This is a genomic window from Arthrobacter sp. NicSoilB11 (genome assembly GCF_019977375.1).
GTDB lineage: Bacteria > Actinomycetota > Actinomycetes > Actinomycetales > Micrococcaceae > Arthrobacter.
This window is the reverse complement of sequence record NZ_AP024657.1, coordinates 1,848,946-1,870,673: the sequence shown is the minus strand read 5'-3', so window position 1 is coordinate 1,870,673 and position 21,728 is coordinate 1,848,946. Positions and strand designations below refer to the sequence as shown.

The window sequence follows — 21,728 nt, the reverse complement described above, 5'->3', positions numbered from 1 at the left end:
GCATCATGACCCCAAACATTCCGGAAAACACCACGGCCGGCGTCCCGGCTGCTGCTGCCGCATCCCACATCACGGTGGAGGGCTTTGACAGCCCCATCCCCGAAATCATCGACCTTGACTCCCCCCGGGACGGCGTTCCGCTGGTCATCGAAACTGCGTCCGGCCTGGAGCGGTGTGCCGCGGCCATTGCCGCCGGCACCGGACCCGCCGGCGTGGACGCCGAGCGCGCATCAGGTTTCCGCTACGGACAGCGCGCCTTCCTGGTCCAGATCCGCCGCGAGGGCGCCGGAACCTGGCTGATCGATCCCGAACCGTTCGAGAACCTGGACATCATCAACGACGCCCTGCGGGGCGTCGAATGGATCCTGCACGCCGCCACCCAGGACCTGCCCTGCCTTTCCGAGCTCGGGATGTGGCCGGACAAGCTCTTTGACACCGAACTCGCCGCGCGCCTGGCCGGGCTGCCCCGGGTAGGCCTGGCCGCCGTCATCGAGCAGCTGCTGGGATTCGGGCTTGCCAAGGAACACTCCGCGGCCGACTGGTCCACCCGGCCCCTGCCGGAGCCCTGGCTGCGCTATGCCGCCCTGGACGTGGAAGTCCTGACCGAACTGCGTGAGGAACTTATCGAGCTGCTGGAGGCGGACGGGAAACTGGAGTACGCCCAGCAGGAATTTGCGGCAATCCTCGCAGCGGGCATCGCTCCCCCGCGCGTTGACCCGTGGCGGAAGACCTCGGGCCTGCACCAGATCCGGGACCGCCGCCAGCTGGCCGCAGTCCGCGAACTGTGGCTGGAACGCGACTCGCTGGCGCAAAAACGCGATGTGGCACCGGGCCGGCTGCTCCCCGACTCGGCCCTCGTCGCCGCGGCGAAGGCCATGCCCGCCACCGTCCCACAGCTGCTCACCACCAAGGGGTTCCACGGGCGCGCTGCCCAGCGCGAAGCGCCGCGGTGGCTGCGCTGCATCGCGGCCGCCCGGGACCTGGAGGACCTGCCACCCCTGCACCTGGCCACCAACACCCCGCCGCCGCCGCGGGTCTGGGCCGACCGCGATCCGGAAGCCGCTGCCCGCCTGGCCACGGCCCGGCCCCTGCTCCAGGCGAAAGCCGAGGAATTGAACCTCCCGCTGGAGAACCTCCTGACGCCCGACTACCTCCGGCGCGTGGCCTGGCGGCCGCCCGCGGACGTCACTGAAGACTCGATTTCCGCGGAATTGCGGACCCTGGGCGCCCGCCCGTGGCAGGTGGAACTCACGGCTCCGCTGATCTCCGCCGCCTTCCTGGACCCGCAGCCGCTTCCACCCAAGGAACCCAAACAGGCCGCTGCGGCGGCCGGCCAATAACCTTTTCGCGTCAGCCCTTGCAGGCTAAGTTACTCACGAGTAACATCGGTGTGACCGACGCCAGGTGAGTGCCGCACTCCGGCATGCGCCCGGCGCTACGTCTCGATGAGGAGTTACACGTGAGCCAGCACGGAAGCGGCGCATCCCCGCGCACTGTCCGCGACGTCGTCTTTGTGGACGGCATCCGCACACCCTTCGGCAGGGCCGGCGAGAAAGGAATTTACGCCGGAACCCGGGCCGACGACCTGATCGTGAAGTGCATCCGCGGCCTCCTTCGCCGCAACCCCTCCCTGCCTTCGGAGCGGATCGATGAGGTGGCCATTGCCGCCACCACCCAGACCGGCGACCAGGGCCTCACCCTGGGCCGGACCGCCGCGCTGCTGGCCGGTCTCCCCCGGACGGTCCCCGGCTTCGCCATCGACCGGATGTGCGCCGGTGCCATGACGGCCGTCACCACCACGGCCGGCGGCATCGGATTCGGCGCCTACGACGTGGTGGTTGCCGGCGGAGTCGAACACATGGGCCACCACCCCATGGGCTCCGGCGCCGACCCCAACCCCCGGTTCATGTCCGAGCGGCTGGTGGACCCGGCAGCCCTGAACATGGGAAACACGGCCGAGAACCTGCACGACCTCTTCCCCGCCATCACCAAGCAGCGCACCGATGCCTACGCGGTGGCCTCGCAGGACAAGCTGGCAGCCGCCTACCGGGACGGCAGGATCCAGCCGGACCTGGTTCCCGTTGCCGCCCGGAAGCCGGGCGAGGGCTGGACCGTCCACAGCAAGGACGAACCGCCGCGCCCGGGCACCACCATGGACGACCTGGCCGCCCTGCGCACGCCGTTCCGGGCCCACGGCCGGGTTACTGCCGGAAACGCCGCCGGCCTGAACGACGGCGCAACCGCCGCTGTCCTTGCCTCCTCCGAGGCCGCCGCAGAGCTGGGGCTGCCCGTGAAGATGCGGCTGCTGAGCTACGCCTATGCGGGGGTGGAGCCCGAGGTGATGGGCATCGGCCCCGTCCCGGCCACCGAGAAAGCACTGGAGAACGCCGGGCTGACCATCGGGGACATCGGCCTGTTCGAGATCAACGAGGCGTTCGCCGTCCAGGTCCTGAGCTTCCTTGACCACTACGGCATCGCCGACGACGACCCCCGGGTCAACCGGTACGGCGGCGCCATCGCCGTGGGGCACCCCCTTGCCTCCTCCGGTGTCCGGCTGATGATCCAGCTGGCCCGCCAGTTCGAAGAGGACCCCTCCGTGCGGTACGGGATCACCACCATGTGCGTGGGCCTTGGCATGGGCGGCACGGTGATCTGGGAGAACCCGCACCACCCCGACTACAGCGGAACCCCCTCCGGGAAGACCGCCGCCGTTTCCGAAGGAGCCATGGCATGAGCGCCGCAGATTACCGCAAGTTGGCGGACCTTTTCCCCAACGAAACCGTGACCCACTCCTATGTGCAGGACATCGCCCTGCCAGGCACGGCGGGCAGGCCCAGCCCGGGCACCTTTGCCCTCGTCACCCTGGACAACGACCTGGACCACACCAAACCCACCACCCTGGGCCCCAACACCCTGGTGGAGCTCGGCACCGTCCTGGAGGGCCTGCGCGACCGTGCGGCCCGTGGCGGGATTGTTGGCGTCGGGGTGACCGGCAAGCCGCATTACCTGGTGGCGGGCGCGGACCTCTCCGCCGTGAAGTCGCTGGAAAAGCGTGAGCACGGGCTGTGGATGGCACAGCTGGGCCACGACGTCTATGCAACCCTGGCAAACCTTGGCGTCCCCAGCTTCGCCTTCATCAACGGCGCCGCGCTGGGCGGCGGCCTGGAAATCGCCCTGCAGTCCACCTACCGCACGGTGTCCACAGGGGCGGGTGCCCTGGCGCTTCCGGAAGCCTTCCTTGGCCTGGTGCCCGGCTGGGGCGGCGTCTACATCCTTCCCCGCCTGGTGGGCCCGGAAAATGCCGTAAAGGTCATGATCGAAAACCCGCTCAGCAACAACCGCCCCCTCACCGGTGCGCAGGCATTCGGCATGGGCATCGCCGACGCCCTCTTCGAGCCTGCAGACTTCCTGGAACAGTCGCTGGCCTGGGCGGCCGGTGTCATCTCCGGTGAGGTGGTCCCGGAGCGGGCCAACGCCGTCGACCCTTCCTCCCCTGACGCGGCAACCCGCTGGGCCGCCGCGGTGGACGCGGGGCGGGCCTTCGTCGAGGCCAAGACCTCCAACGCCTCCCCAGCCCCAGCCAAGGTCCTGGACATCCTCGAGGCAAACCGCACCATGACAGCGGCGGAGTCCGCCGCGCTGGAATGCGAAACACTGGCCGGGCTGATGCAGACGGATGAGTTCCGCTCCACCGTCTACGCCTTCCTCGACCTGGTGCAGAAGCGTGCCAAACGCCCGGCCGGCGCCCCTGACCGCAAGCTGGCCCGGCCCGTCACCAAGGTGGGCGTGGTGGGCGCCGGACTGATGGCCGGCCAACTGGCCCTGCTTTTTGCCCGCCAGCTGAAGGTGCCCGTGGTCCTGACCGACATCGACCAGGCGCGCGTGGACAAAGGCGTTGCGTACGTCCACGCCGAGGTGGACAAGCTGCTGGCCAAGCAGCGCCTAAGCCAGGACGCGGCCAACCGGACCAAGGCGCTGGTGACGGGCTCGGTGTCAAAGGACGCCTTCGCTGACGCCGACTTCGTGATCGAGGCCGTCTTCGAGGAACTGCACATCAAGAAGCAGGTCTTCGCCGAGCTGGAAGGCATCGTGGCGCCGGAGTGCATCCTGGCCACGAACACGTCCTCGCTCTCCGTGACGGAAATGGCCGCGGACCTGCAGCATCCCGAACGGCTGGTGGGCTTCCACTTCTTCAATCCCGTGGCTGTGATGCCGCTGCTGGAAATCGTCCGCGCCCCGCGCACGGACGATGCCGTGCTGGCCACCGCCTTCGAACTGGCCAAGGCGCTGAAGAAGAACGGCGTGCTGGTCAAGGATGCGGCCGCGTTCGTGGTCAACCGCATCCTGCTGAGGCTCATGGGGGAAGTCACGGCGGCCTTCGACGAGGGCACCCCGGCGGAGGTGGCGGACGCCGCGTTGCGGCCCATGGGGCTGCCCATGACGCCGTTCACGCTGCTGGCCATGGTGGGCCTGCCCGTTGCGCAGCATGTCCAGGAGTCCCTGAACGCCGCCTTCGGCGACCGCTTCCCGGTCTCCGATAACCTCAAGAAGCTCATCGACAACAACGTCAAAGCACTGTGGGAGACCGCCCCGGACGGTTCGCGGACCATCCCCCAGTCCACGCTTGAGCTGCTGTCCTTTGGCTCCAGCCCGTCCACGGCGGAGCAGGTGCTGCACCGCGTCCAGGATGCCCTGGCTGAGGAAATCGGCCTCATGCTGGACGAGGGCGTCGTCGCCGGACCCGAGGACATCGACCTGTGCATGATCCTGGGCGCGGGCTGGCCCATGTTCCTGGGTGGCATCACGCCGTACCTGGACCGGGTGGGGGCCGCGGAGCGGGTCAACGGCAGGCGTTTCCTGGCACCGGGCGTCGCGTCCCCCGCCGCAGGGTAACCGGCACCAGGCCGGCAGCCAGGACGGTGGGTGCTGCCTGTCAGGCCGGGGTCAGCCGGCCGCCGTCGAGCGTCAGGAGCCGGTGCGCCGCCGTCCGTGCGTAGCCCAGGTCATGGGTGACCAGCACGACGGCGGCGCCCGCCGCTGCTGCCGATCCGACGGCGGCGTCCAGCAGGGCCAGCCCGTCCCCGTCCAGTGCCACGGTAGGTTCGTCCAGCGCCAGGACGGCGGGCCTGCGCGCCAGGACGGTGGCCAGCGCCAGGAGGCGCTGGGCGGATGCCGGCAGCTCGGCGGGGTGCTCGTCGGCGGCCTCCGCCAGCCCGACGGCCTGAAGCGCCGCGGCGGCGCGGCCGGCAACCATGCCCCGGCCCACCAAACGCTCCAGCCCGAAGCTGACCTCCCGCAGTACGGTCCGTTCAAACAGCTGGTCGCGCGGCTGCTGGAACAACAGGCCCACGGATGCAGCGGTCCGTCCGACGGGGTCGCTTGAGATGTCGCTGCCGCTGACCAGGACAGTTCCCGCGGTGGGTCGCAGCAGCCCGTTGAAGTGCCGCAGGAGCGTCGATTTTCCGGCGCCGTTGGGCCCGGTGACCGCCACGATCTCCCCCGGGTGGACCTGCAGGCTGATGTCCTGCAGCACTGGGGTGCCTGTGTTCAGGCCGCCCGCCGGTGCCGCCCTGCCCCATCTTCTGCGGCTTTCTTTTCCGCGAACCTGCGGGTCCGGGTACGCGAAGGAGACGCCGCGGAGCTGCAGGGCAGCCGGCCCCGCCTGCCGGGCTGCAGGCCGCCTTGGCGGTACCGCGGACTCCGGCACGGCAGGACGCCTGATTGCCCGGGGCAGCACTGGCGGGACACCGCCATCTCCGGAATGCCCCGCTCCCATACCGGCGGGATGCCCCGCTGCCGTGACCATGCCGCCAGCGAGTACCACCCATGTGTCTGCGTCCAGGAGCAGGGGGTCGACCACCTGGCTGAGGATTACGACGGCGGTACCCCGCTTCAGCAGGTCCAGGACCAGGGTGGCAAGATCCTCCGCCCCTGCCGCGTCCAGGGAGGCGAAGGGCTCGTCCATGACCAGCACAGGAGGTCCGGCGATGATGGCGCAGCCGATGGCCAGCCGGCGGAGCTGGCCACCGGAAAGCGTCCCGGGGTCCTGGTCCAGCAGGCCCTGAAGTCCCAGCAGCCCGGCCGTGCGCTGCACCGCCGCCTGCATGTCACCACGCCCCGTACCGGCATTCTCCAGTCCAAACGCGAGTTCCTCCGCCACCGTGGCGCGGACGGTGGACAGCACGGCGCCGGGGTCCTGGGGGACAAAGCCCACGTGGCGGCCCCACTGGGCGGGATCGATCCGCGGGTCCCCCGCGCCGCCGGCAAACTCCAGGCGCGTGCCGGACAACTCAAGGAACCCTGCCAGCGATCCGTGGCCGCCCGGAGGCAGCCACCCGGCCAGCAGGCGGCCCAGGGTGGACTTCCCGCTTCCGGAGGCGCCCAGGATGGCCGTGAAGGAGCCCGGTGCAAGAGATATGGCGACATCCTGCAGGGCCGGGACCTGCCCGTCGTGGAAGGTGAAGTGCCGGATCCCGGCGGCCAGCACCGGCTTGCCTGACGTAGCCGCATCACCGGCATGGCTGTCATTGCCGGCATTACTGTCATTGCCCGCATTACTGGCATCGCTGGCATTGCCCGCATCACTGGCATTGCGTTGGCCGCGGGACACCATGGGCTCAGCCACCTGCGCCCGCCTGCACTACCCGGAGAACCACTGCCGCCAGGGCAGCGAGCACCAGCACGATGCGTACTGTCCGCTGCCGGCCGGAATCAGCCACCTCGCGGTAGCTGGTCCGCGGCCCGGTGTTGCTGAGTCCCCGGGCTTCCAGGGCGGCAGCACGGGTGCCGGCATCATCGATCAGGGAGAGGACCAGCGGAACGGCCTGCAGCCGGAACGCGCCCAACCTGGACACCAGGCTGCGGGAGACCACCAGGCCGCGTGATTCCTGGGCCTGCCGGATACGCTGCGCCCGGGCGGCGATGGCCGGCAGCAGGGTCAGGGTGGACGCCAGTACGAAGGCGAACCGGCCCTGTACGCCGCGGGCGGACAAGGCCGCCACGAGGTCGGGCACGCGGACGCTGAAGGAGAACAGCAGGAGGGCCAGGACCACGGCCGCCAGCTGCAGGAACCGCTGCCCGGCGAAGGCCAGGCCCTCCTGGGTGATACGGGCAGGTCCCCACTCTGCCAGGACGGTCCTGCCCTCCGGGAAGAACAGTCCGTGCAGCCACAGCAGCGACAGGCCAAGCGGGACCAGGACTGCCGCAGCCGCCGGGAGCACCCGCCGGGCCGTGCCGCCCGCCACGGACAGGCCAAGGCAGGCGGCAACCACGGCGAGGGACAGCGGCCAGGTGCCGGCCGCCGTCGTAATGGCCGCCGTGGCCGCGGCAGCCGTCAGCGACGTCAGCGGGTTAAGGCGTTCCCGCCTGGCCGGCGCTGCCGTCCTGCCTGCCGATGGTGCCGTCACAGCGTTGCGGTCAGCCCTTCCGTGCAGAATCCGGGGAGGTGCCCTGCGCGGGACCGTGCCCGGGCCCCTGTGCGGGAGCGTCAGCCGCGGCCTCCACGGGGGTGTTGCCGGCCAGGACCCGGTGGCGCCGCACGAAAGGGAACTGCAGGCGTGCCCTGCGGGGCAGCGCATAGACCAGGATGGCCACGACTGTGAACACGATGGCCTTGTCCATAGGGTCGGAGATCAGTGCCTGCTTGGTGATCGCGGCCAGGAGGGTGTCCCCCATGGCCCGGAAGGCGCTGACGATGGCCCCCGTGGCCACGCCGGAGGTGCCCCCGAAGACGAAGGCGGCCACCGGGGCGGACACCACGCCGGCGATGATTCCGGTGGCGAAACCGGCCACGGGAGCCAGGTAGAAGCGGCGGAAGAGGCCGTAGCGTGCTGCCAGCCCGGCCAGGCAGCCAATGAGCGCGGCGCCGGCTGCGAACGGAAGCACCGTGGGGTTGAAGAAGGACCAGACGATGCTGCTGAGCGCTCCCGTAGCGGCACCGGCGGCCGGGCCGGCCAGGACCGCGATCAACACCGTGCCGATGGCGTCGAGGTAGAAGGGAACCAGGGTGCTGCCAACGAACTGGCCGAGCACGATGTTCAGGACCAGGGCCACCGGAATGAGCACCAGGGTGGACGCGGGCAGCGTGGGCAGGACGGCGACGATCAGCAGGACTGCGCCTGCCAGGAAGCCGGTGAGGGCGATCAGGGCCGATGCGCTGCCCGGACCTCCGGTGATGTCTGCCGGCTGGTTGAGCACCAGGTAGACATAGGTGGCCGCGATGGCCAGGGCGCCGAGGATCTCCAGCAGCCGGCGGCGGGCCGCCGGGCGTTCCTGGGACGGAAGCGTCAAAGAGGGCGATGACATGGGGAATGTTCCTTTGGGTGCAGGCAGTGGCCCGGCAGCGCCGGGCCGGAGTGTGGCTGCCTATGTCACCTCGGCAGCAGCCGGCGGCAACTGCGCCGGGCCGGTCCGTGGCCCATTCTACCGGCCATCGTCCGGCAGCGTCCCGTGCCGGGTGGCCCGGTCATGACGGGTCCGCCCCTGCCCTGTCAGCCAACCCGGCGGGCCAGGCTTCCGATGGCGGACACGAGTTCGCGGAACGCCTGCTCCGGGTTGTTGCTGTCGACAATCCTGGCGTTTGGGGGTGTGCCCCAGAGCCCGCGGAAGTCGGCCACAGTGGTTCCCGCCAGGAGCGGCGAATCCGTTTCGACGTCCACGGTGGCGGTCCGCGCCGTGTACTCGAGCGTGCCTGCCGCGACTCCTGCGGCGAAGAAGTCGTGGACGTGGGCCAGGTATCCCTGGTCGTAGAGCCGGTGGAATTCAAAGTAGAACCGCAGGGCATCTGAAAGGTGCCTGATGAGGGTGTTGTCGGAGGTGCTGCGCCGCCCTTCCGGCTGTTCCGGGAGCAGCAGTTCGGGAACGCCGGCACCCGCGGCCCGGGCCAGCGCCGTGACGTGGGCCGGGTGCAGTTCCATGCGTTCGGTGGTGTCGAGGGAGCAGACGATGGGGAGTTTCTCCAGCGGCCTTCCCCGGTACGCGGCGTAGACCTCCTTGGCGGCGTGCGGATCCACGTGCGTGTTCCACTCGGCGGTGGGGGTGGTGTTGCCCTGGTGGTAGAAGGCGCCGCCCATGATTACTGCCTTGGCCAGTAGGTTGGGCAGTTCCGGTTCCTTGCGCAGGGCCAGGGCGAAGTTGGTCAGCGGTGCGGTGATGAGCGCGGTGAGCTCGCCTGGCCTGGCCCTGGCATGTTCGATCCAGAGGTCCACGGCGTCCCGGTCGCAGAGCCGCCCGGCGGGTTCGGGCAGCACGGCGTACCCGATCCCTTGCGGTCCGTGGGTCTCAGGGGTGGTGAGCAGCGGGATGGACAGGGGCTGGCGGGCACCAACCGCCACCTGGACCCCGGACCTGCCGCACAGTTCCAGCAGGGCCAGGGTGTTGCGGGCAACCTGGTCCGCGTCCACGTTGCCGGGAGAGGCCGTGACCGCCACGATCTCCGTGTCCGGGAGGGCGGCCAGGTAGGCAAGGGCCAGGGCGTCGTCGATCCCGGTGTCAACATCCAGGAGGTAGGCGGGCACGGCGGCCTAGAAGAGCGCGACCTTGGGCACTGCCGGGAAGATCCCGTCCAGGTCAGCCAGGTCTTCGGGCGTGGGGACCCAGTTCGCCGCTTCCGCGTTCTGCCTGACCTGCTCCGGCCTGGTGGCCCCTGCGATGACGCTGGCCACCGAGGGCTGGGCGGCAAGCCAGGAGAAGGCCACCTCGATTTCAGTCAGCCCGCGTTCCTTCGCGAAGGCGCTGAACCGGCCCAACTGGTCCCAGTCGGCGTCGTCCACCATGTTGGTGCGGGTGTGGCTGAGCCGGGACCCCTGCGGGGCATGGCCCGGTGAGTACTTGCCGGTGAGGAGTCCGTTGGCCAGCGGGAAATACGGCAGGACACCGAGCCCGAACTCCTCCGCGGCGGGCGTCACCTCAAGCTCGGCACGGCGGTCCAGGAGGTTGTAGTGGTTCTGGGTGGAGATGAAGCGGGCCGTGCCCAGTTCGCGGGCCACGTACTCCGCCTGGGCGATCTGCCAGCCGGAACGGTTGGAGTGGCCGATGTAGCGGACCTTGCCGCTGCGGACCAGGGTGTCCAGCGCCGCGAGGGTCTCATCGATGGGGGTCAGCGGATCCGGGGTGTGGAACTGGTAGAGGTCGATCCAGTCCGTGCCGAGGCGCCGCAGCGAGGCCTCCACCGCCTGGATGATGTAGCGCCGCGACCCGCGGGCGCCGAAGTCCGGCCCGCTGCCGCCCTTCATGTCCATGCCGAACTTGGTGGCCAGGACGACGCCGGAGCGCTTGTTTCCGAGGGCCTTGCCGAGCATGGTTTCGCTCAATCCGGGCTCCCGCCCATAGGTGTCGGCAACGTCGAAGAGGGTGATGCCGGCATCCACCGCTGCGTGGACGACGGCGTCCGTGGCGTCCTGCGTCTCGGTGGCGGTATTGGCGCGGCCAAGGTTGTTGCAGCCAAGGCCCACGGTGGAGACGGTCAGGCCGGATTTTCCAACGCGGCGGTAACTGGTCAAGGACGCCTCCTAGAGGGTGAAGTTGCTGGCGGGCTTGGCTGAGTGCTTGAGTTTGAAGTGGCCAGGGTCGCCGTAGGGGGCGGCGCCGATGCTGAGCTTGGTGAAGTCAAGGTCCTCGCCGCGGGCGCAGACTTTGATGGCGTTGACGGCCTTGTTCACGTCCGGGCAGAGGCAGAAGATGTTGAGCTTGTAGTCAGTGAATTCGGACCGCTCCACCGTGCCCAGGCCGCGCCAGGCGAGGTGGCTGATCAGGGCGTCCGTGGCCTTCTGCTCCAGGTAGCGGTCCCGGTCGGTGCCCTCCTTGGTCTTGAGCGCGAACTGCGCCACCACCCAGAACTGTTCCTCGGTGGGGATCTCGGCGTAGCCGTCCTCCGCGCACTGGGCTGCGAAGGCGTCCAGGAGGCCCTCCGCGGCAGCAGCATCCGGGACGTCGGTTTCCTCGGTTTTGCTCTGGTGCCCCACGGCGCCGAAGTTCATGACGAACTGGGAGTACTCCTCGTCGAACCAGGCCTCCCGGAAGTGGAGGGTGCCCTCGTCGTCGCGCTTGTAGACCCTGACAATGCCGCTCATTTACGTCCTTCTGTAAACCATTCGACGTCGGTGCCGTCGAATGGCGCCTGCTGTGCCTTCACGGCGTGGTAAAGCCCGTCCGCTGCGGCCTGGATGTCCTCAATCAGTTGCTGCGGGTAGCGCATGGAGACGCTGTGTTCGGCGAACTCGTCCTGGTCGTCGATGAAGACGCCGCGGTCAGCCGTCCGGATGACGTCCAGGTCCATGTCGATCACGTGGAACTCGGTCACCGCCGGCCGGATGTGTGTCCATTCGTGGCCCACCGCCAGGTCGATGTAGACCCGTACTCCCGCCGGATGCGCGGAGTCGTAGAACGTGGCCACCCAGTCACCCTCGCGCGGCACCAGCAGGACGGCGTCGGAGCGCGTGTAGAACGCGGCGCCGGGGCGGGAGCAGAACTCGTTGGTGCCCTGGAAGATCCACCACCCGTGCCGGTCTTCGCCCAGGTACCGGCCCGGCACCACCCAGTGGGCCTTGCCGTTCCACTTCCGGTTCCGGGAGACCACCAGCTGTCCCGGCTTTAGGCCGTTGGGAACGCGCGTGGTGGTGGTGTGCAGGACCGGTCCGGACTCCCCGGCGGGGCCGGGATACTTCAGCTCGTCCTCGTCCCTCACAGGATCGGGAGGCTGCCGGTGGTGGGGTGCTGCTGCCCGGGCAGGGGCCGCGCAAACGGAACCTTGGTTCCCAGGACCTGCGCAACGACGTCGTGAGTGATCTGCTGGGCGGTCAGCCCAACGCGCTCCAGCACCTGGTTGCGGGTGCCATGCTCCAGGAACTCGACGGGCAGGCCAACCTCGTTCAGGGCGGTGTCCACGCCTGCCGCCCGCATCTCCTGCCGGATGCGCGATCCCACGCCACCGGCGCGGACGCCGTCCTCGATGCAGATCACCAGCCGGTGGTGCGAGGCCAGCGCGATGATGGAATGGCGGACCGGGAGGACCCAGCGCGGATCCACTACGGTGGTGCTGATGCCCTGCGCCCCGAGCCGGTTGGAAACGTCGAGGGCCAGCTCGGACATCGCGCCGACGCTGACGATCAGGACGTCGTTCTCGGTGGAGCCGGAGGGGCGGCGGGCAAGGATGTCCACGCCGTCGCTCAGCCGCTCCAGCGCCTCGACCGCCGGACCAACAGAGCCCTTGGAGAAGCGGACCACGCTGGGGGCGTCGCTGATGGCCACCGCTTCGCGCAGTTCCTCCCGGAGCCGGGTGGCGTCGCGGGGCGCGGCCAGGTGGAGGCCGGGGACGATCTGGACCATGGCCATGTCCCACATGCCGTGGTGGCTGGCACCGTCCGGGCCGGTGACCCCCGCGCGGTCCAGGACAATGGTGACGCCTGCCTTGTGCAGGGCGACGTCCATCAGCAGTTGGTCGAAGGCGCGGTTCAGGAAAGTGGCATAGACGGCAACCACCGGATGCAGCCCGCCAAAGGCCATGCCGGCGGCCGCGGTGAGCGCATGCTGTTCGGCGATCCCGACGTCGATGACGCGCTCGGGGTGCTTGGCCGCAAATTTGTGCAGGCCCACCGGGATCAGCATGGCGCCGGTGATGCCGACAATGTCCTCGCGCTCGTCGGCGATGGCGGCGATCTCATCGGCGAAGACGGAGGTCCAGGACTGGGCGCCCCCACTGCCGGTTGGTTCGCCGGTCTCGGGGTCGATGATGCCGACGGCGTGGAACTGGTCTGCTTCATGGGCCCGGGCAGGAGCGTAGCCGTGGCCCTTCTCCGTCATGGCGTGGACGATGACGGGGCCGCCGTAGTTCCTGGCGGTGGAGAGCGCGTGTTCCATGGCCTGGAGGTTGTGCCCGTCCACCGGACCGATGTATTTCATGCCCAGGTCCTCGAACATGCCCTGCGGGGCCCACCAGTCCTTGATGCCCTTCTTCATGGCATGCAGGCTCTTGTAGGTGAACTGGCCCACCGGGCCGCCGTTCTGGAGTTTCTTCTTCCACCAGTCCAGTGCGCCCTCATACGCCGGCGCGGCGCGGAAGGAGTCGATGGTGGGGCGCAGGGAGGCAAGGTAGTCGGCGAATCCGCCGACGGTGGGTGCGTAGGAGCGGCCGTTGTCGTTGACCACGATGACCACGCGGCGCTTCTTGTCCGCGGCGATGTTGTTGATGGCTTCCCAGGCCATCCCGCCGGTGAGGGCGCCGTCGCCCACGATGGCGACGACGTGCCTGTCGCCTTCTCCCGTGAGCTGGCGGGCGCGGGAGATGCCGTCGGCCCAGGACAGGGAGGAGGATGCGTGGGAGCTTTCGACGATGTCGTGCTCCGATTCGGCCCGCGCGGGGTAGCCGGAGAGTCCGCCTTCCTGGCGAAGGGTGCTGAAGTCCTGGCGTCCGGTCAGCAGCTTATGGACGTAGGACTGGTGGCCCGTGTCGAAGACGATGCTGTCGCGGGGCGATTCGAAAATGCGGTGCACGGCCAGCGTCAGCTCCACGACGCCGAGGTTGGGTCCGAGGTGGCCGCCCGTCTGGGAAACGTTAGTGATCAGGAATTCCCTGATCTCCGAGGCCAGCTGTTCCAGCTGTTCCTCGGTCAACTCGTTCAGGTCCTGCGGATTCCGGATGGTGTCCAAGATTCCCAATGACCCCTCCTTCGGGTGGTAGACGTGCCGTTTAACTCTAACGCCTTGGCTTGGCTGCAAAGCCGAAGCCCCGGCTGGTCGGTGACCGGCCGGGGCTTCGGGAGGATGGTGCCTGCTGGCAGGTACCGCTAGTTGGCGGAGATCTGGCGCAGCACGTACTGCAGGATGCCGCCGTTGCGGTAGTAGTCCGCTTCACCCGGCGTATCGATGCGCAGGACGGCGTCGAACGACTTCGAGGAGCCGTCCTCGGCGGTGGCGGTGACCTTCAGGGTCTTGGGCGTGGTGCCCTCGTTCAGGGCAGTGACGCCCTCCACCGAGAAGGTTTCCGTGCCGGTCAGGCCCAGGCTGGCAGCGTTCTCGCCGGCCGGGAACTGCAGCGGCAGGACGCCCATGCCGATCAGGTTGGAGCGGTGGATGCGCTCGTAGCTTTCGGCGATGACAGCCTTGACACCCAGCAGGGCGGTACCCTTGGCGGCCCAGTCACGGGACGAACCGGAGCCGTACTCCTTGCCGGCCAGGACCACCAGCGGGGTGCCGGCTGCCTGGTAGTTCTGCGCGGCGTCGTAGACGTAGGCCTGCGGGCCGTCAGCCTGGGTGAAGTCGCGGGTGAAGCCACCCTCAACACCGTCCAGGAGCTGGTTCTTGATGCGGATGTTCGCGAACGTACCGCGGATCATCACCTCGTGGTTGCCACGGCGCGAGCCGTAGGAGTTGAAGTCCTTGCGCTCCACGCCGTTGGCCAGCAGGTACTGGCCGGCGGGGGTGTCGGACTTGAACGAACCGGCCGGGGAGATGTGGTCGGTGGTGACGGAGTCGCCGAGCTTCAGCAGCACGCGGGCGCCGGTGATGTCCTTGACCGGTTCCGGCGTCGCCTGCATGCCCTCGAAGTACGGGGGCTTCCGGACGTAGGTGGAGTTCGGATCCCAGGCGAAGGTGTCGCCAGCCGGGGTGTCCAGTGCCTTCCAGCGGTCGTCGCCGTCGAAGACGCCCTCGTAGCCCTTGGCGAACATTTCCTTGTCGATCGAGGAATCGATGACCTGCTGGACCTCAACGGGGTTGGGCCAGATGTCCTTCAGGAAGACGTCGTTGCCGGCCTCGTCCTTGCCGAGCGCGTCGGTCTCGAAGTCGAAGTCCATGGAACCGGCCAGGGCGTAGGCGATGACCAGCGGCGGGGACGCCAGGTAGTTCATCTTGACGTCCGGGTTGATCCGGCCTTCGAAGTTGCGGTTGCCCGACAGGACGGCGCTGACGGCGAGGTCGTTGGCCTGGATGGCCTCGGAGATCTCGGGTTCCAGCGGGCCGGAGTTGCCGATGCAGGTGGCGCAGCCGTAGCCCACGATGTAGAAGCCGAGCTTCTCCAGGTAGGGGGTCAGGCCGGACTTTTCGTAGTAGTCGGTGACAACCTTCGAACCCGGGGCGACTGAGGTCTTGACCCACGGCTTGGCGGTGAGGCCCTTTTCGACGGCGTTGCGCGCCAGGACGGCGGCGGCCAGCATGACCGAGGGGTTGGACGTGTTGGTGCAGGACGTGATGGACGCGATGGTGACCGCGCCGTGGTCCAGCTCGAACTCGCGTCCGTCAGCCATCTTCACGGGAACCGGGCTGGTGATCCGCCCGGCGCCGCCGTGGGCCGCCGAATACTTCGGCGGTTCGCGGTCGGTGTCGGAGACGTGGGTTCCGCCGGAGGTGAAGGACGGGGCGTCGGAGGCCGGGAAGCTCTCTTCGAGGGACTCGTCCAGGGTGCCCGCGTTGGCGTCATGGGACACGTAGTTCTTGAGGTCGTGGCGGAACTCGTCCTTGGCCTCGGTCAACTCGATGCGGTCCTGCGGGCGCTTGGGGCCTGCAATGGACGGGACAACGGTGGACAGGTCCAGTTCCAGGTACTCGGAGAACTTGATGTCGCGCGACGCGTCGTGCCACAGGCCCTGTTCCTTCGCGTACGCCTCCACGAGGGCGACGTTCTGCTCGGAGCGGCCGGTGAGGCGCAGGTAGTCCAGGGTGACGTCGTCGATCGGGAACATGGCAGCCGTGGAGCCGAACTCCGGGCTCATGTTGCCGATGGTGGCGCGATTGGCCAGCGGCACCGCTGCGACACCCTCGCCGTAGAACTCCACGAACTTGCCCACCACGCCGTGCTTGCGGAGCATCTCGGTGATGGTCAGCACTACGTCGGTTGCGGTGGCGCCGGCGGGGATGCTGCCGCTGAGCTTGAAGCCCACGACGCGCGGGATCAGCATGGAGACGGGCTGGCCGAGCATGGCGGCCTCGGCTTCGATGCCGCCCACGCCCCAGCCCAGCACGCCCAGGCCGTTGACCATGGTGGTGTGGGAGTCGGTGCCTACGCAGGTGTCAGGGTAGGCGCGCAGGACGCCGCCCACTTCGCGGGTCATGACGGTGCGGGCCAGGTACTCGATGTTGACTTGGTGCACAATGCCGGTTCCCGGGGGAACCACCTTGAAGTCGTCGAACGCGGTCTGGCCCCAGCGCAGGAACTGGTAGCGCTCACCGTTGCGCTGGTATTCGATCTCCATGTTGCGCTCCAGCGCGCCGGAGTTGCCGAAGGCATCGATCTGGACCGAGTGGTCGATGACCATCTCGGCCGGCGCCAGCGGGTTGACCCGCTTGGGGTCGCCGCCCAGTTCCTTGACGGCTTCACGCATCGTCGCCAGGTCAACCACGCAGGGAACGCCGGTGAAGTCCTGCATGATCACGCGTGCCGGCGTGAACTGGATTTCTGTATCGGGCTCCGCATTAGGATCCCAGCCTGCCAAAGCGCGAACGTGATCGGCAGTGATGTTCGCGCCGTCCTCGGTCCTCAGCAGGTTTTCAAGCAATACCTTGAGGCTGAACGGAAGGGCTTCTGCACCTTCAACGGAGTTCAACCGGAAAATTTCGTATTCGGTTCCGGCTACATTAAGTTTGCCTTTTGAACCGAAGCTGTCCACAGTGCTCATCGCAGGACTCCTCTCGCAACAGTTTCATCTTTGTCGCGCGGTTGACCGCCTGCTAGTTAGGACGCCCTAAGTAGTTACAGGGCCCGAAAATTGCACACGGCCGGCCGAGAATTCGGGCGCGACGTGGGACTACTACGGTCATCGTAGTCCAAAACCGCGGCCGCATCACGGAGCCGGAGCCAGCAGTGCCACGGTCTCAAGGTGGTGGGTGTGCGGGTACAGGTCGAAGGCCCGGAGGCCGGCGAGGTCCCACCCTGAGCGGCGGAAGTAACCCAGGTCACGGGCGAACGACGCCGGGTCGCAGGACACGTAGGCAATGGCACGGGGCTGCGAGGCGACGAGCTGGCCGACGACGGCTTTCCCGGCTCCGGCCCTGGGCGGGTCAAGGACCAGGGCGTCGAAATTCCGCGGTTTCTGGCGCAGGACCCGTTCCACGCGGCCCTGGACCACCTCCACCTGCGGCGCGGAGTGCAGGTTTTTCCGGGCGTCGCGGCTGGCGCCGGGCGCTCCTTCGACCGAGAGCACGGATCCGGTCTCCCCCACTGCGTCGGCCAGGACAGCGGTGAAGAGCCCGGCTCCTGCGTAGAGGTCGGCCACCACGGCTCCGGGGTGGAGGAAGTCTCCATGCCGGAGGAATTCTGTGACAGCCCCCACAAGTGTCCCGGGCGCGTCGCGGTGGATCTGCCAGAAGCCCTCTCCGGTAACGCGGAAATCGTGTCCCTCGGCGGACTCCTGCACCCAGGTCCGGCCGCGGAGCTGTGTCACGTCACCGGTCAGCGCATCAAAGGCCGCCACGGAAACGTCCCCCGGCACTTCCGCAGCAATTGCCCTCAGCCGTTTGTCCTTTGTCCCGGGCGCGGGTGCAAGGAGCACCAGGGGCCGGGAAGCGTTGGCCGGAGCGGCCACCTCAACCCGCTCGATGCCCTGGAGGTCCAGGTCCCACAAGCGCAGCGCGTTGATGGCGCCGCTGGCCAGGGGCATCTCCCGCACCGGGATGATCTGGTTGGAACGGTGAGCGTGCATTCCCAGCCTGCCGCCGGGGGTGACCGAAAAGCTGGCCCGTGTGCGCCACCCAAGGCCGGTGCCGCCGTCGTACTTTTCCCCTACCGCCTCCACGCTGCCCGCCCAGGCGGCGGGCAGCTGCTCAAAGCCGGCCAGCCGGGTGAGCTGTTCGGCCAGGACATCCGCCTTGAGGCTGCGCTGCCGGGCCAGTGTCATGTGCCCGAACTCCGCACCCCCCACAGGCGGGTGACCGTGGCCCCATGCCCGGCGGGAATCCGCAGGATGCCAAAAGTGCTCCACCCGGTCGGGGGAAGCCTCGAGCACCTCGATGACGTCCGCCCGCCAAAACTTGGCGTCGTCCGCTGCATCGGTCAGCCGGACCCGGACTTTCTCTCCCGGGATGGCGTGCCGGACAAAGATGACCCTGCCCTCATGCCGCGCAACACAGTGCCCGCCATGGGCCACGGGCCCGACGTCGAGGACCGCCTCTTCGCCTGCATGCCCGGCAGCGTCCGGTGCCTGCGGCGCGGCTGTTGAAGTTTTTGCGGTCACTGGACGTCCTGGAGGTTCTTTGCTTCTTCGGATGATTTGAGCTGCCACGGAACACTGGCCACCATGACTCCGGGTTCGAAGTGCAGGCGGGTCTTGATGCGCAGGGCGGTCTGGTTATGCACCAGCTGCTCCCACCACTTGCCCACCACGTATTCCGGGATGTAGACCACGATCAGGTCCCGCGGGGAGTCCAGGCGCATTTGCTTGATGTACTCCATGATGGGCGTGACCGTCTCGCGGTAGGGGCTGGCCAGGACGGTCAGCGGGACCGGGATTTCGAGCTTTTCCCAGTCGGCGATGGTGTGGGCCGTTTCCTCCGCGTCGATGTCCACCGTTATGGCGTCCAGCCGGGAGGGCCGGGACGCACGGGCGTAGGCCAGAGCACGCAGGACGGGTTTGCGGACGTGGGACACCAGCAGGACGGCGTGCACCCTGGTGGGCAGGGCCCGGGGTGAGGAGTCCTCATCCACCGCGAGTTCCTTGGCCACGTTGTCGTAATGCGCCCGGATGCTCCACATGATCAGGAAGAGGACGAACATGGCCAGGAGGGCGATCCAGGCGCCCTGTTCGAACTTGGTGATGAGGACGATGACCAGCACCAGCCCGGTCATGCCGAAGCCGATGCTGTTGATGGTGCGGGACTTCATCATCCGGCGCCGGACGGCTTTGTCCTTGGCAAGCTTCAGCTCGCGCCCCCAGTGCCGGATCATGCCGAGCTGGCTGAGGGTGAAGGAGATGAAGACGCCCACGATGTAGAGCTGGATGAGCTTGGTGACGTCCGCGTCGAACGAAATGATGAGCACCAGGGCGCCTGCCGCGAGGGCAAGGACACCGTTGCTGAACGCAAGCCTGTCGCCCCTGGTCCGGAGCTGGCGGGGAAGGTAGCCGTCCTGGGCCAGGATGGAGCCGAGGACCGGGAAGCCGTTGAAGGCCGTGTTGGACGCGAACACCAGGATGACGCCGGTGGCCGCCACCACGATGTAGAACGGGATGCTGCCCGGGCCGAAGATGGTCTGGGCAATCTGGCTGATGGCCGGGTTCTGGACGTATCCCTCCGGCAGCGGGTCCCCGTCGAGCAGGAATTCCGTGGCCGGATCCAGCACGATGTGGACCTTGGTGGCGTTGGCCAGGTAGATGATGCCGGCCAGCATCGCGGCGCCGATCACCCCCAGGAGCAGGAGGGTGGTGGCCGCATTCTTGCTCTTTGGGTGCCTGAAGTTCGGCACGCCGTTGCTGATCGCTTCCACGCCCGTAAGCGCTGCGGCGCCGGAGGAGAAGGCCCGGAGCAGCAGGAACGCGCCGGCCAGGCCCACCAGGCCCTGGTCGAAGCCTTCCGTGGGGACGATGGTGAAGGCCGCCGACGGCGCCTCCCCCAGCTGCCCCGTTGCGGCCTGGAACACGCCCACCGCGGTCATGCCCAGGATCGATGCCATGAAGATGTAGGTGGGGACGGCGAATACGCTGCCCGCTTCCTTGATGCCGCGCAGGTTGACCAGGGCAAGGATGACGACGCCGATGGTGGCGATGACGGCCTGCTCACCGTGCAGTGACGGTACAGCAGTGGTGAGGTACGCCGCTGCCGAGGACATGGACACGGCAACGGTCAGGACATAGTCCACCAGGAGGGCCGAGGCTACCGTCAGCCCGGCGTACTTGCCGAGGTTTACGTTGGCGATCTCGTAGTCGCCGCCGCCCGACGGGTACGCGTGGACGTTTTGCCGGTAGGAAGCGACAACGGTCAGCAGGACCACCATCACCGCCAGTCCCACCAGGGGCGAGATCGCCACGGCGCTCACACCTGCCAGGGCAAGGGTCAGGAGGATCTCGTCCGGCGCGTAGGCTACGGAGGAAAGGGCGTCGGAGGCGAAGATCGGCAGTGCGATCTTCTTGGGAAGCAGGGTATGGGCCAGCCGGTCGTTCCGGAACGGCCTGCCCACCAGCACGCGTTTGACGGCGTTCAGTATTGTCAACACCCCACAAAGCTAGTCTGAATCGCGGACGATGTCATGACGGGCCCCGGCCGGGCCTAACCAGGGCCGTGCCGGTAGAGTTCTAGCTGCACGATCCTGACTTACATATGGAGGAGATACGGTGGCGCATTTCGTGATCATGGGATGTGGCCGGGTGGGGGCAACGCTGGCGCACACGCTGGAGGATGCCGGACATTCCGTGGCCATCATCGACCAGGACGACCGCGCCTTCCGCCGGCTCCGCCAGGGCTTTACCGGACGGAAAGTCACGGGCATTGGCTTTGACCGGGACACCCTCAAGCAGGCCGGGGTGGGCGAGGCCTATGCCTTCGCCGCGGTCTCCAGCGGGGACAACTCCAACATCCTGGCCACCCGGGTGGCCCGTGAGACCTTCCACGTCCCGCACGTCGTCGCAAGGATCTATGACCCGGGACGCGCCGAGATTTACCAGCGCCTTGGCATTCCCACCGTGGCGGCCGTCCGCTGGAGCGCCGACCAGGTGCTGCGCCGCATCCTTCCCGAACAGCACCTCGCGGGCGACTTCCGGGAGCCCTCCGGACGCCTGGTCCTGGCCGAACTGGACCTCGACGCCGGCTGGATCGGGCACCGCATCAGCAGCATTGAGAAGGCTGCCGATGTGCGCGTGGCGTACCTGACCCGCTTCGGCGAGGGCCTGCTGCCCGACGCCGGAACCGCCTACCAGGACGGCGACACCGTGCACGCCATGCTGCAGGTGGACCGCAGCGCCCAGATCGCCCAGATCCTCGCCAAAGCCCCCGCCAAGGAGTATCAGTGAAAGTCGTTATTGTCGGCGCCGGCAGCGTCGGATCGTCCATTGCCCGCGAGCTGCTGGCGCACAAGCACGAAATCCTCCTTATCGACCTCAAACCGGAAGTGATCGGGCGCAGCGGCCTGCGGGGCGCCCACTGGCTGGTGGGTGACGCCTGCGAGCTCTCCACGCTGCAGGGCGCCAAGGTGGAAGACGCCGACGTGGTGGTTTCCGCCACGGGCGATGACAAGGTGAACCTGGTGGTGTCCCTGCTGGCCAAGACCGAGTTCGGGGTTGGCCGGACGGTGGGCCGGGTGAACAACCCCAAGAACGACTGGATGTTCAACGATTCATGGGGTGTCGACGTCGCCGTGAACACCCCGCAGCTGATGACGGCCCTGGTGGAAGAGGCAGTGGAGATCGGCGACCTGGTCCGGCTGCTGACGCTTCAGACGGGCGTGGCGTCGCTGGTGGAATTCACCGTCCCGCATGATTCGCACGTGATCGGCATGACCGTGGGCGACATCCACTGGCCGGAGGACGCCACCCTGGTGGCGATCCTGCGGGACCAGGCACCCATTACCCCCAGCCGCGACGACGTGATCGACGGCGGCGATGAACTCTTCTTCGTCACCACCATCGCCGCCGAGGACCGGCTGCGGGAGCTGCTTTCCTCCGCACCCGGCAGCATCGACACCGCCGGCATCAACAGTGGAGAGCAGGCGGGCGCCAGCGCCCAGCCGGCCACCGCCAGCGGATACGGCCCGGTCCCGGAGGACGACGGCTTCGACGGCTAGGTCCGCCGCTGCCCGGGGAGAGGCCGAGGGG

The 21,728-nt window shown here is 68.1% G+C and carries 16 protein-coding genes; 5 read left to right on the top strand and 11 right to left on the bottom strand.

Annotated elements, in window-relative coordinates:
- The first annotated feature begins 5 nt into the window (after nt 1-5).
- The 3 genes from LDO14_RS08640 (at nt 6) to LDO14_RS08630 (ending at nt 4,893) form a co-directional block, all read left to right on the top strand.
- Nucleotides 6-1,340: an HRDC domain-containing protein gene (locus tag LDO14_RS08640; protein ID WP_223994827.1), complete on the top strand. Its 1,335-nt coding sequence runs from the start codon at nt 6-8 to the stop codon at nt 1,338-1,340.
- 119 nt (nt 1,341-1,459) lie between these two features.
- Entirely contained in the window at nt 1,460-2,734 is a 1,275-nt protein-coding gene (locus LDO14_RS08635; RefSeq protein WP_223994825.1) for an acetyl-CoA C-acyltransferase, read from the top strand.
- The gene (locus LDO14_RS08630) at nt 2,731-4,893 is read left to right on the top strand and encodes a 3-hydroxyacyl-CoA dehydrogenase NAD-binding domain-containing protein (protein WP_134164359.1); all 2,163 of its coding nucleotides are present in this window, start codon (nt 2,731-2,733) and stop codon (nt 4,891-4,893) included. The genes LDO14_RS08635 and LDO14_RS08630 overlap by 4 nt, the downstream gene beginning before the upstream one ends.
- Before the next feature lie 40 nt (nt 4,894-4,933).
- Here LDO14_RS08630 and LDO14_RS08625 read toward each other — a convergent pair whose 3' ends face one another.
- From LDO14_RS08625 to LDO14_RS08575, 11 genes are all read right to left on the bottom strand, one after another.
- Nucleotides 4,934-6,625: an ABC transporter ATP-binding protein gene (locus LDO14_RS08625; protein ID WP_223994822.1), complete on the bottom strand. Its 1,692-nt coding sequence runs from the start codon at nt 6,623-6,625 to the stop codon at nt 4,934-4,936.
- Complete coding sequence (locus LDO14_RS08620; protein WP_223994820.1) at nt 6,618-7,406, bottom strand: energy-coupling factor transporter transmembrane component T; 789 nt, start codon at nt 7,404-7,406, stop codon at nt 6,618-6,620. The genes LDO14_RS08625 and LDO14_RS08620 overlap by 8 nt, the downstream gene beginning before the upstream one ends.
- 10 nt (nt 7,407-7,416) lie before the next feature.
- Nucleotides 7,417-8,304: a hypothetical protein gene (locus LDO14_RS08615; protein ID WP_056393637.1), complete on the bottom strand. Its 888-nt coding sequence runs from the start codon at nt 8,302-8,304 to the stop codon at nt 7,417-7,419.
- Between the two features lie 185 nt (nt 8,305-8,489).
- A complete protein-coding gene (locus LDO14_RS08610; RefSeq protein WP_134164365.1) occupies nt 8,490-9,515 on the bottom strand; it encodes a nucleoside hydrolase in 1,026 nt (341 codons plus the stop codon).
- Between the two features lie 6 nt (nt 9,516-9,521).
- The gene (locus LDO14_RS08605) at nt 9,522-10,499 is read right to left on the bottom strand and encodes an aldo/keto reductase (protein ID WP_223994818.1); all 978 of its coding nucleotides are present in this window, start codon (nt 10,497-10,499) and stop codon (nt 9,522-9,524) included.
- Between the two features lie 9 nt (nt 10,500-10,508).
- Nucleotides 10,509-11,069 (bottom strand): hypothetical protein, encoded by a 561-nt coding sequence (locus LDO14_RS08600; RefSeq protein WP_223994816.1) that lies wholly within the window; start codon nt 11,067-11,069, stop codon nt 10,509-10,511.
- A complete protein-coding gene (locus LDO14_RS08595) occupies nt 11,066-11,683 on the bottom strand; it encodes a DUF402 domain-containing protein (protein ID WP_018770741.1) in 618 nt (205 codons plus the stop codon). The genes LDO14_RS08600 and LDO14_RS08595 overlap by 4 nt, the downstream gene beginning before the upstream one ends.
- Nucleotides 11,680-13,653, bottom strand: a complete 1,974-nt coding sequence (dxs, locus tag LDO14_RS08590; RefSeq protein WP_018770740.1) for a 1-deoxy-D-xylulose-5-phosphate synthase — start codon at nt 13,651-13,653, stop codon at nt 11,680-11,682. The genes LDO14_RS08595 and dxs overlap by 4 nt, the downstream gene beginning before the upstream one ends.
- Before the next feature lie 128 nt (nt 13,654-13,781).
- Nucleotides 13,782-16,607 carry an aconitate hydratase gene (locus LDO14_RS08585; RefSeq protein ID WP_056393627.1) on the bottom strand — a complete coding sequence of 942 codons (2,826 nt, stop codon included), beginning with the start codon at nt 16,605-16,607 and terminating at the stop codon, nt 13,782-13,784.
- A gap of 165 nt (nt 16,608-16,772) precedes the next feature.
- Entirely contained in the window at nt 16,773-18,161 is a 1,389-nt protein-coding gene (locus LDO14_RS08580) for a TRAM domain-containing protein (RefSeq protein WP_223994814.1), read from the bottom strand.
- Nucleotides 18,158-20,134, bottom strand: a complete 1,977-nt coding sequence (locus LDO14_RS08575) for an APC family permease (protein WP_223994812.1) — start codon at nt 20,132-20,134, stop codon at nt 18,158-18,160. Before LDO14_RS08575 ends, LDO14_RS08580 begins: the two co-directional genes overlap by 4 nt.
- 118 nt (nt 20,135-20,252) lie before the next feature.
- Between LDO14_RS08575 and LDO14_RS08570 the strand changes: the two genes are divergently transcribed.
- Nucleotides 20,253-20,927 (top strand): TrkA family potassium uptake protein, encoded by a 675-nt coding sequence (locus tag LDO14_RS08570; protein ID WP_018770736.1) that lies wholly within the window; start codon nt 20,253-20,255, stop codon nt 20,925-20,927.
- Nucleotides 20,924-21,697 (top strand): NAD-binding protein, encoded by a 774-nt coding sequence (locus tag LDO14_RS08565; protein ID WP_223994810.1) that lies wholly within the window; start codon nt 20,924-20,926, stop codon nt 21,695-21,697. Before LDO14_RS08570 ends, LDO14_RS08565 begins: the two co-directional genes overlap by 4 nt.
- Nucleotides 21,698-21,728: the final 31 nt, after the last annotated feature.

What these genes read in the sequence shown, in the direction of transcription:
- LDO14_RS08640 (WP_223994827.1), top strand. Translation starts at nt 6, where the DNA reads ATGACCCCAAACATTCCGGAAAACACCACGGCCGGCGTCCCGGCTGCT.
- LDO14_RS08585 (WP_056393627.1), bottom strand. Translation starts at nt 16,607, where the DNA reads ATGAGCACTGTGGACAGCTTCGGTTCAAAAGGCAAACTTAATGTAGCC.
- LDO14_RS08630 (WP_134164359.1), top strand. Translation starts at nt 2,731, where the DNA reads ATGAGCGCCGCAGATTACCGCAAGTTGGCGGACCTTTTCCCCAACGAA.
- LDO14_RS08600 (WP_223994816.1), bottom strand. Translation starts at nt 11,069, where the DNA reads ATGAGCGGCATTGTCAGGGTCTACAAGCGCGACGACGAGGGCACCCTC.
- LDO14_RS08615 (WP_056393637.1), bottom strand. Translation starts at nt 8,304, where the DNA reads ATGTCATCGCCCTCTTTGACGCTTCCGTCCCAGGAACGCCCGGCGGCC.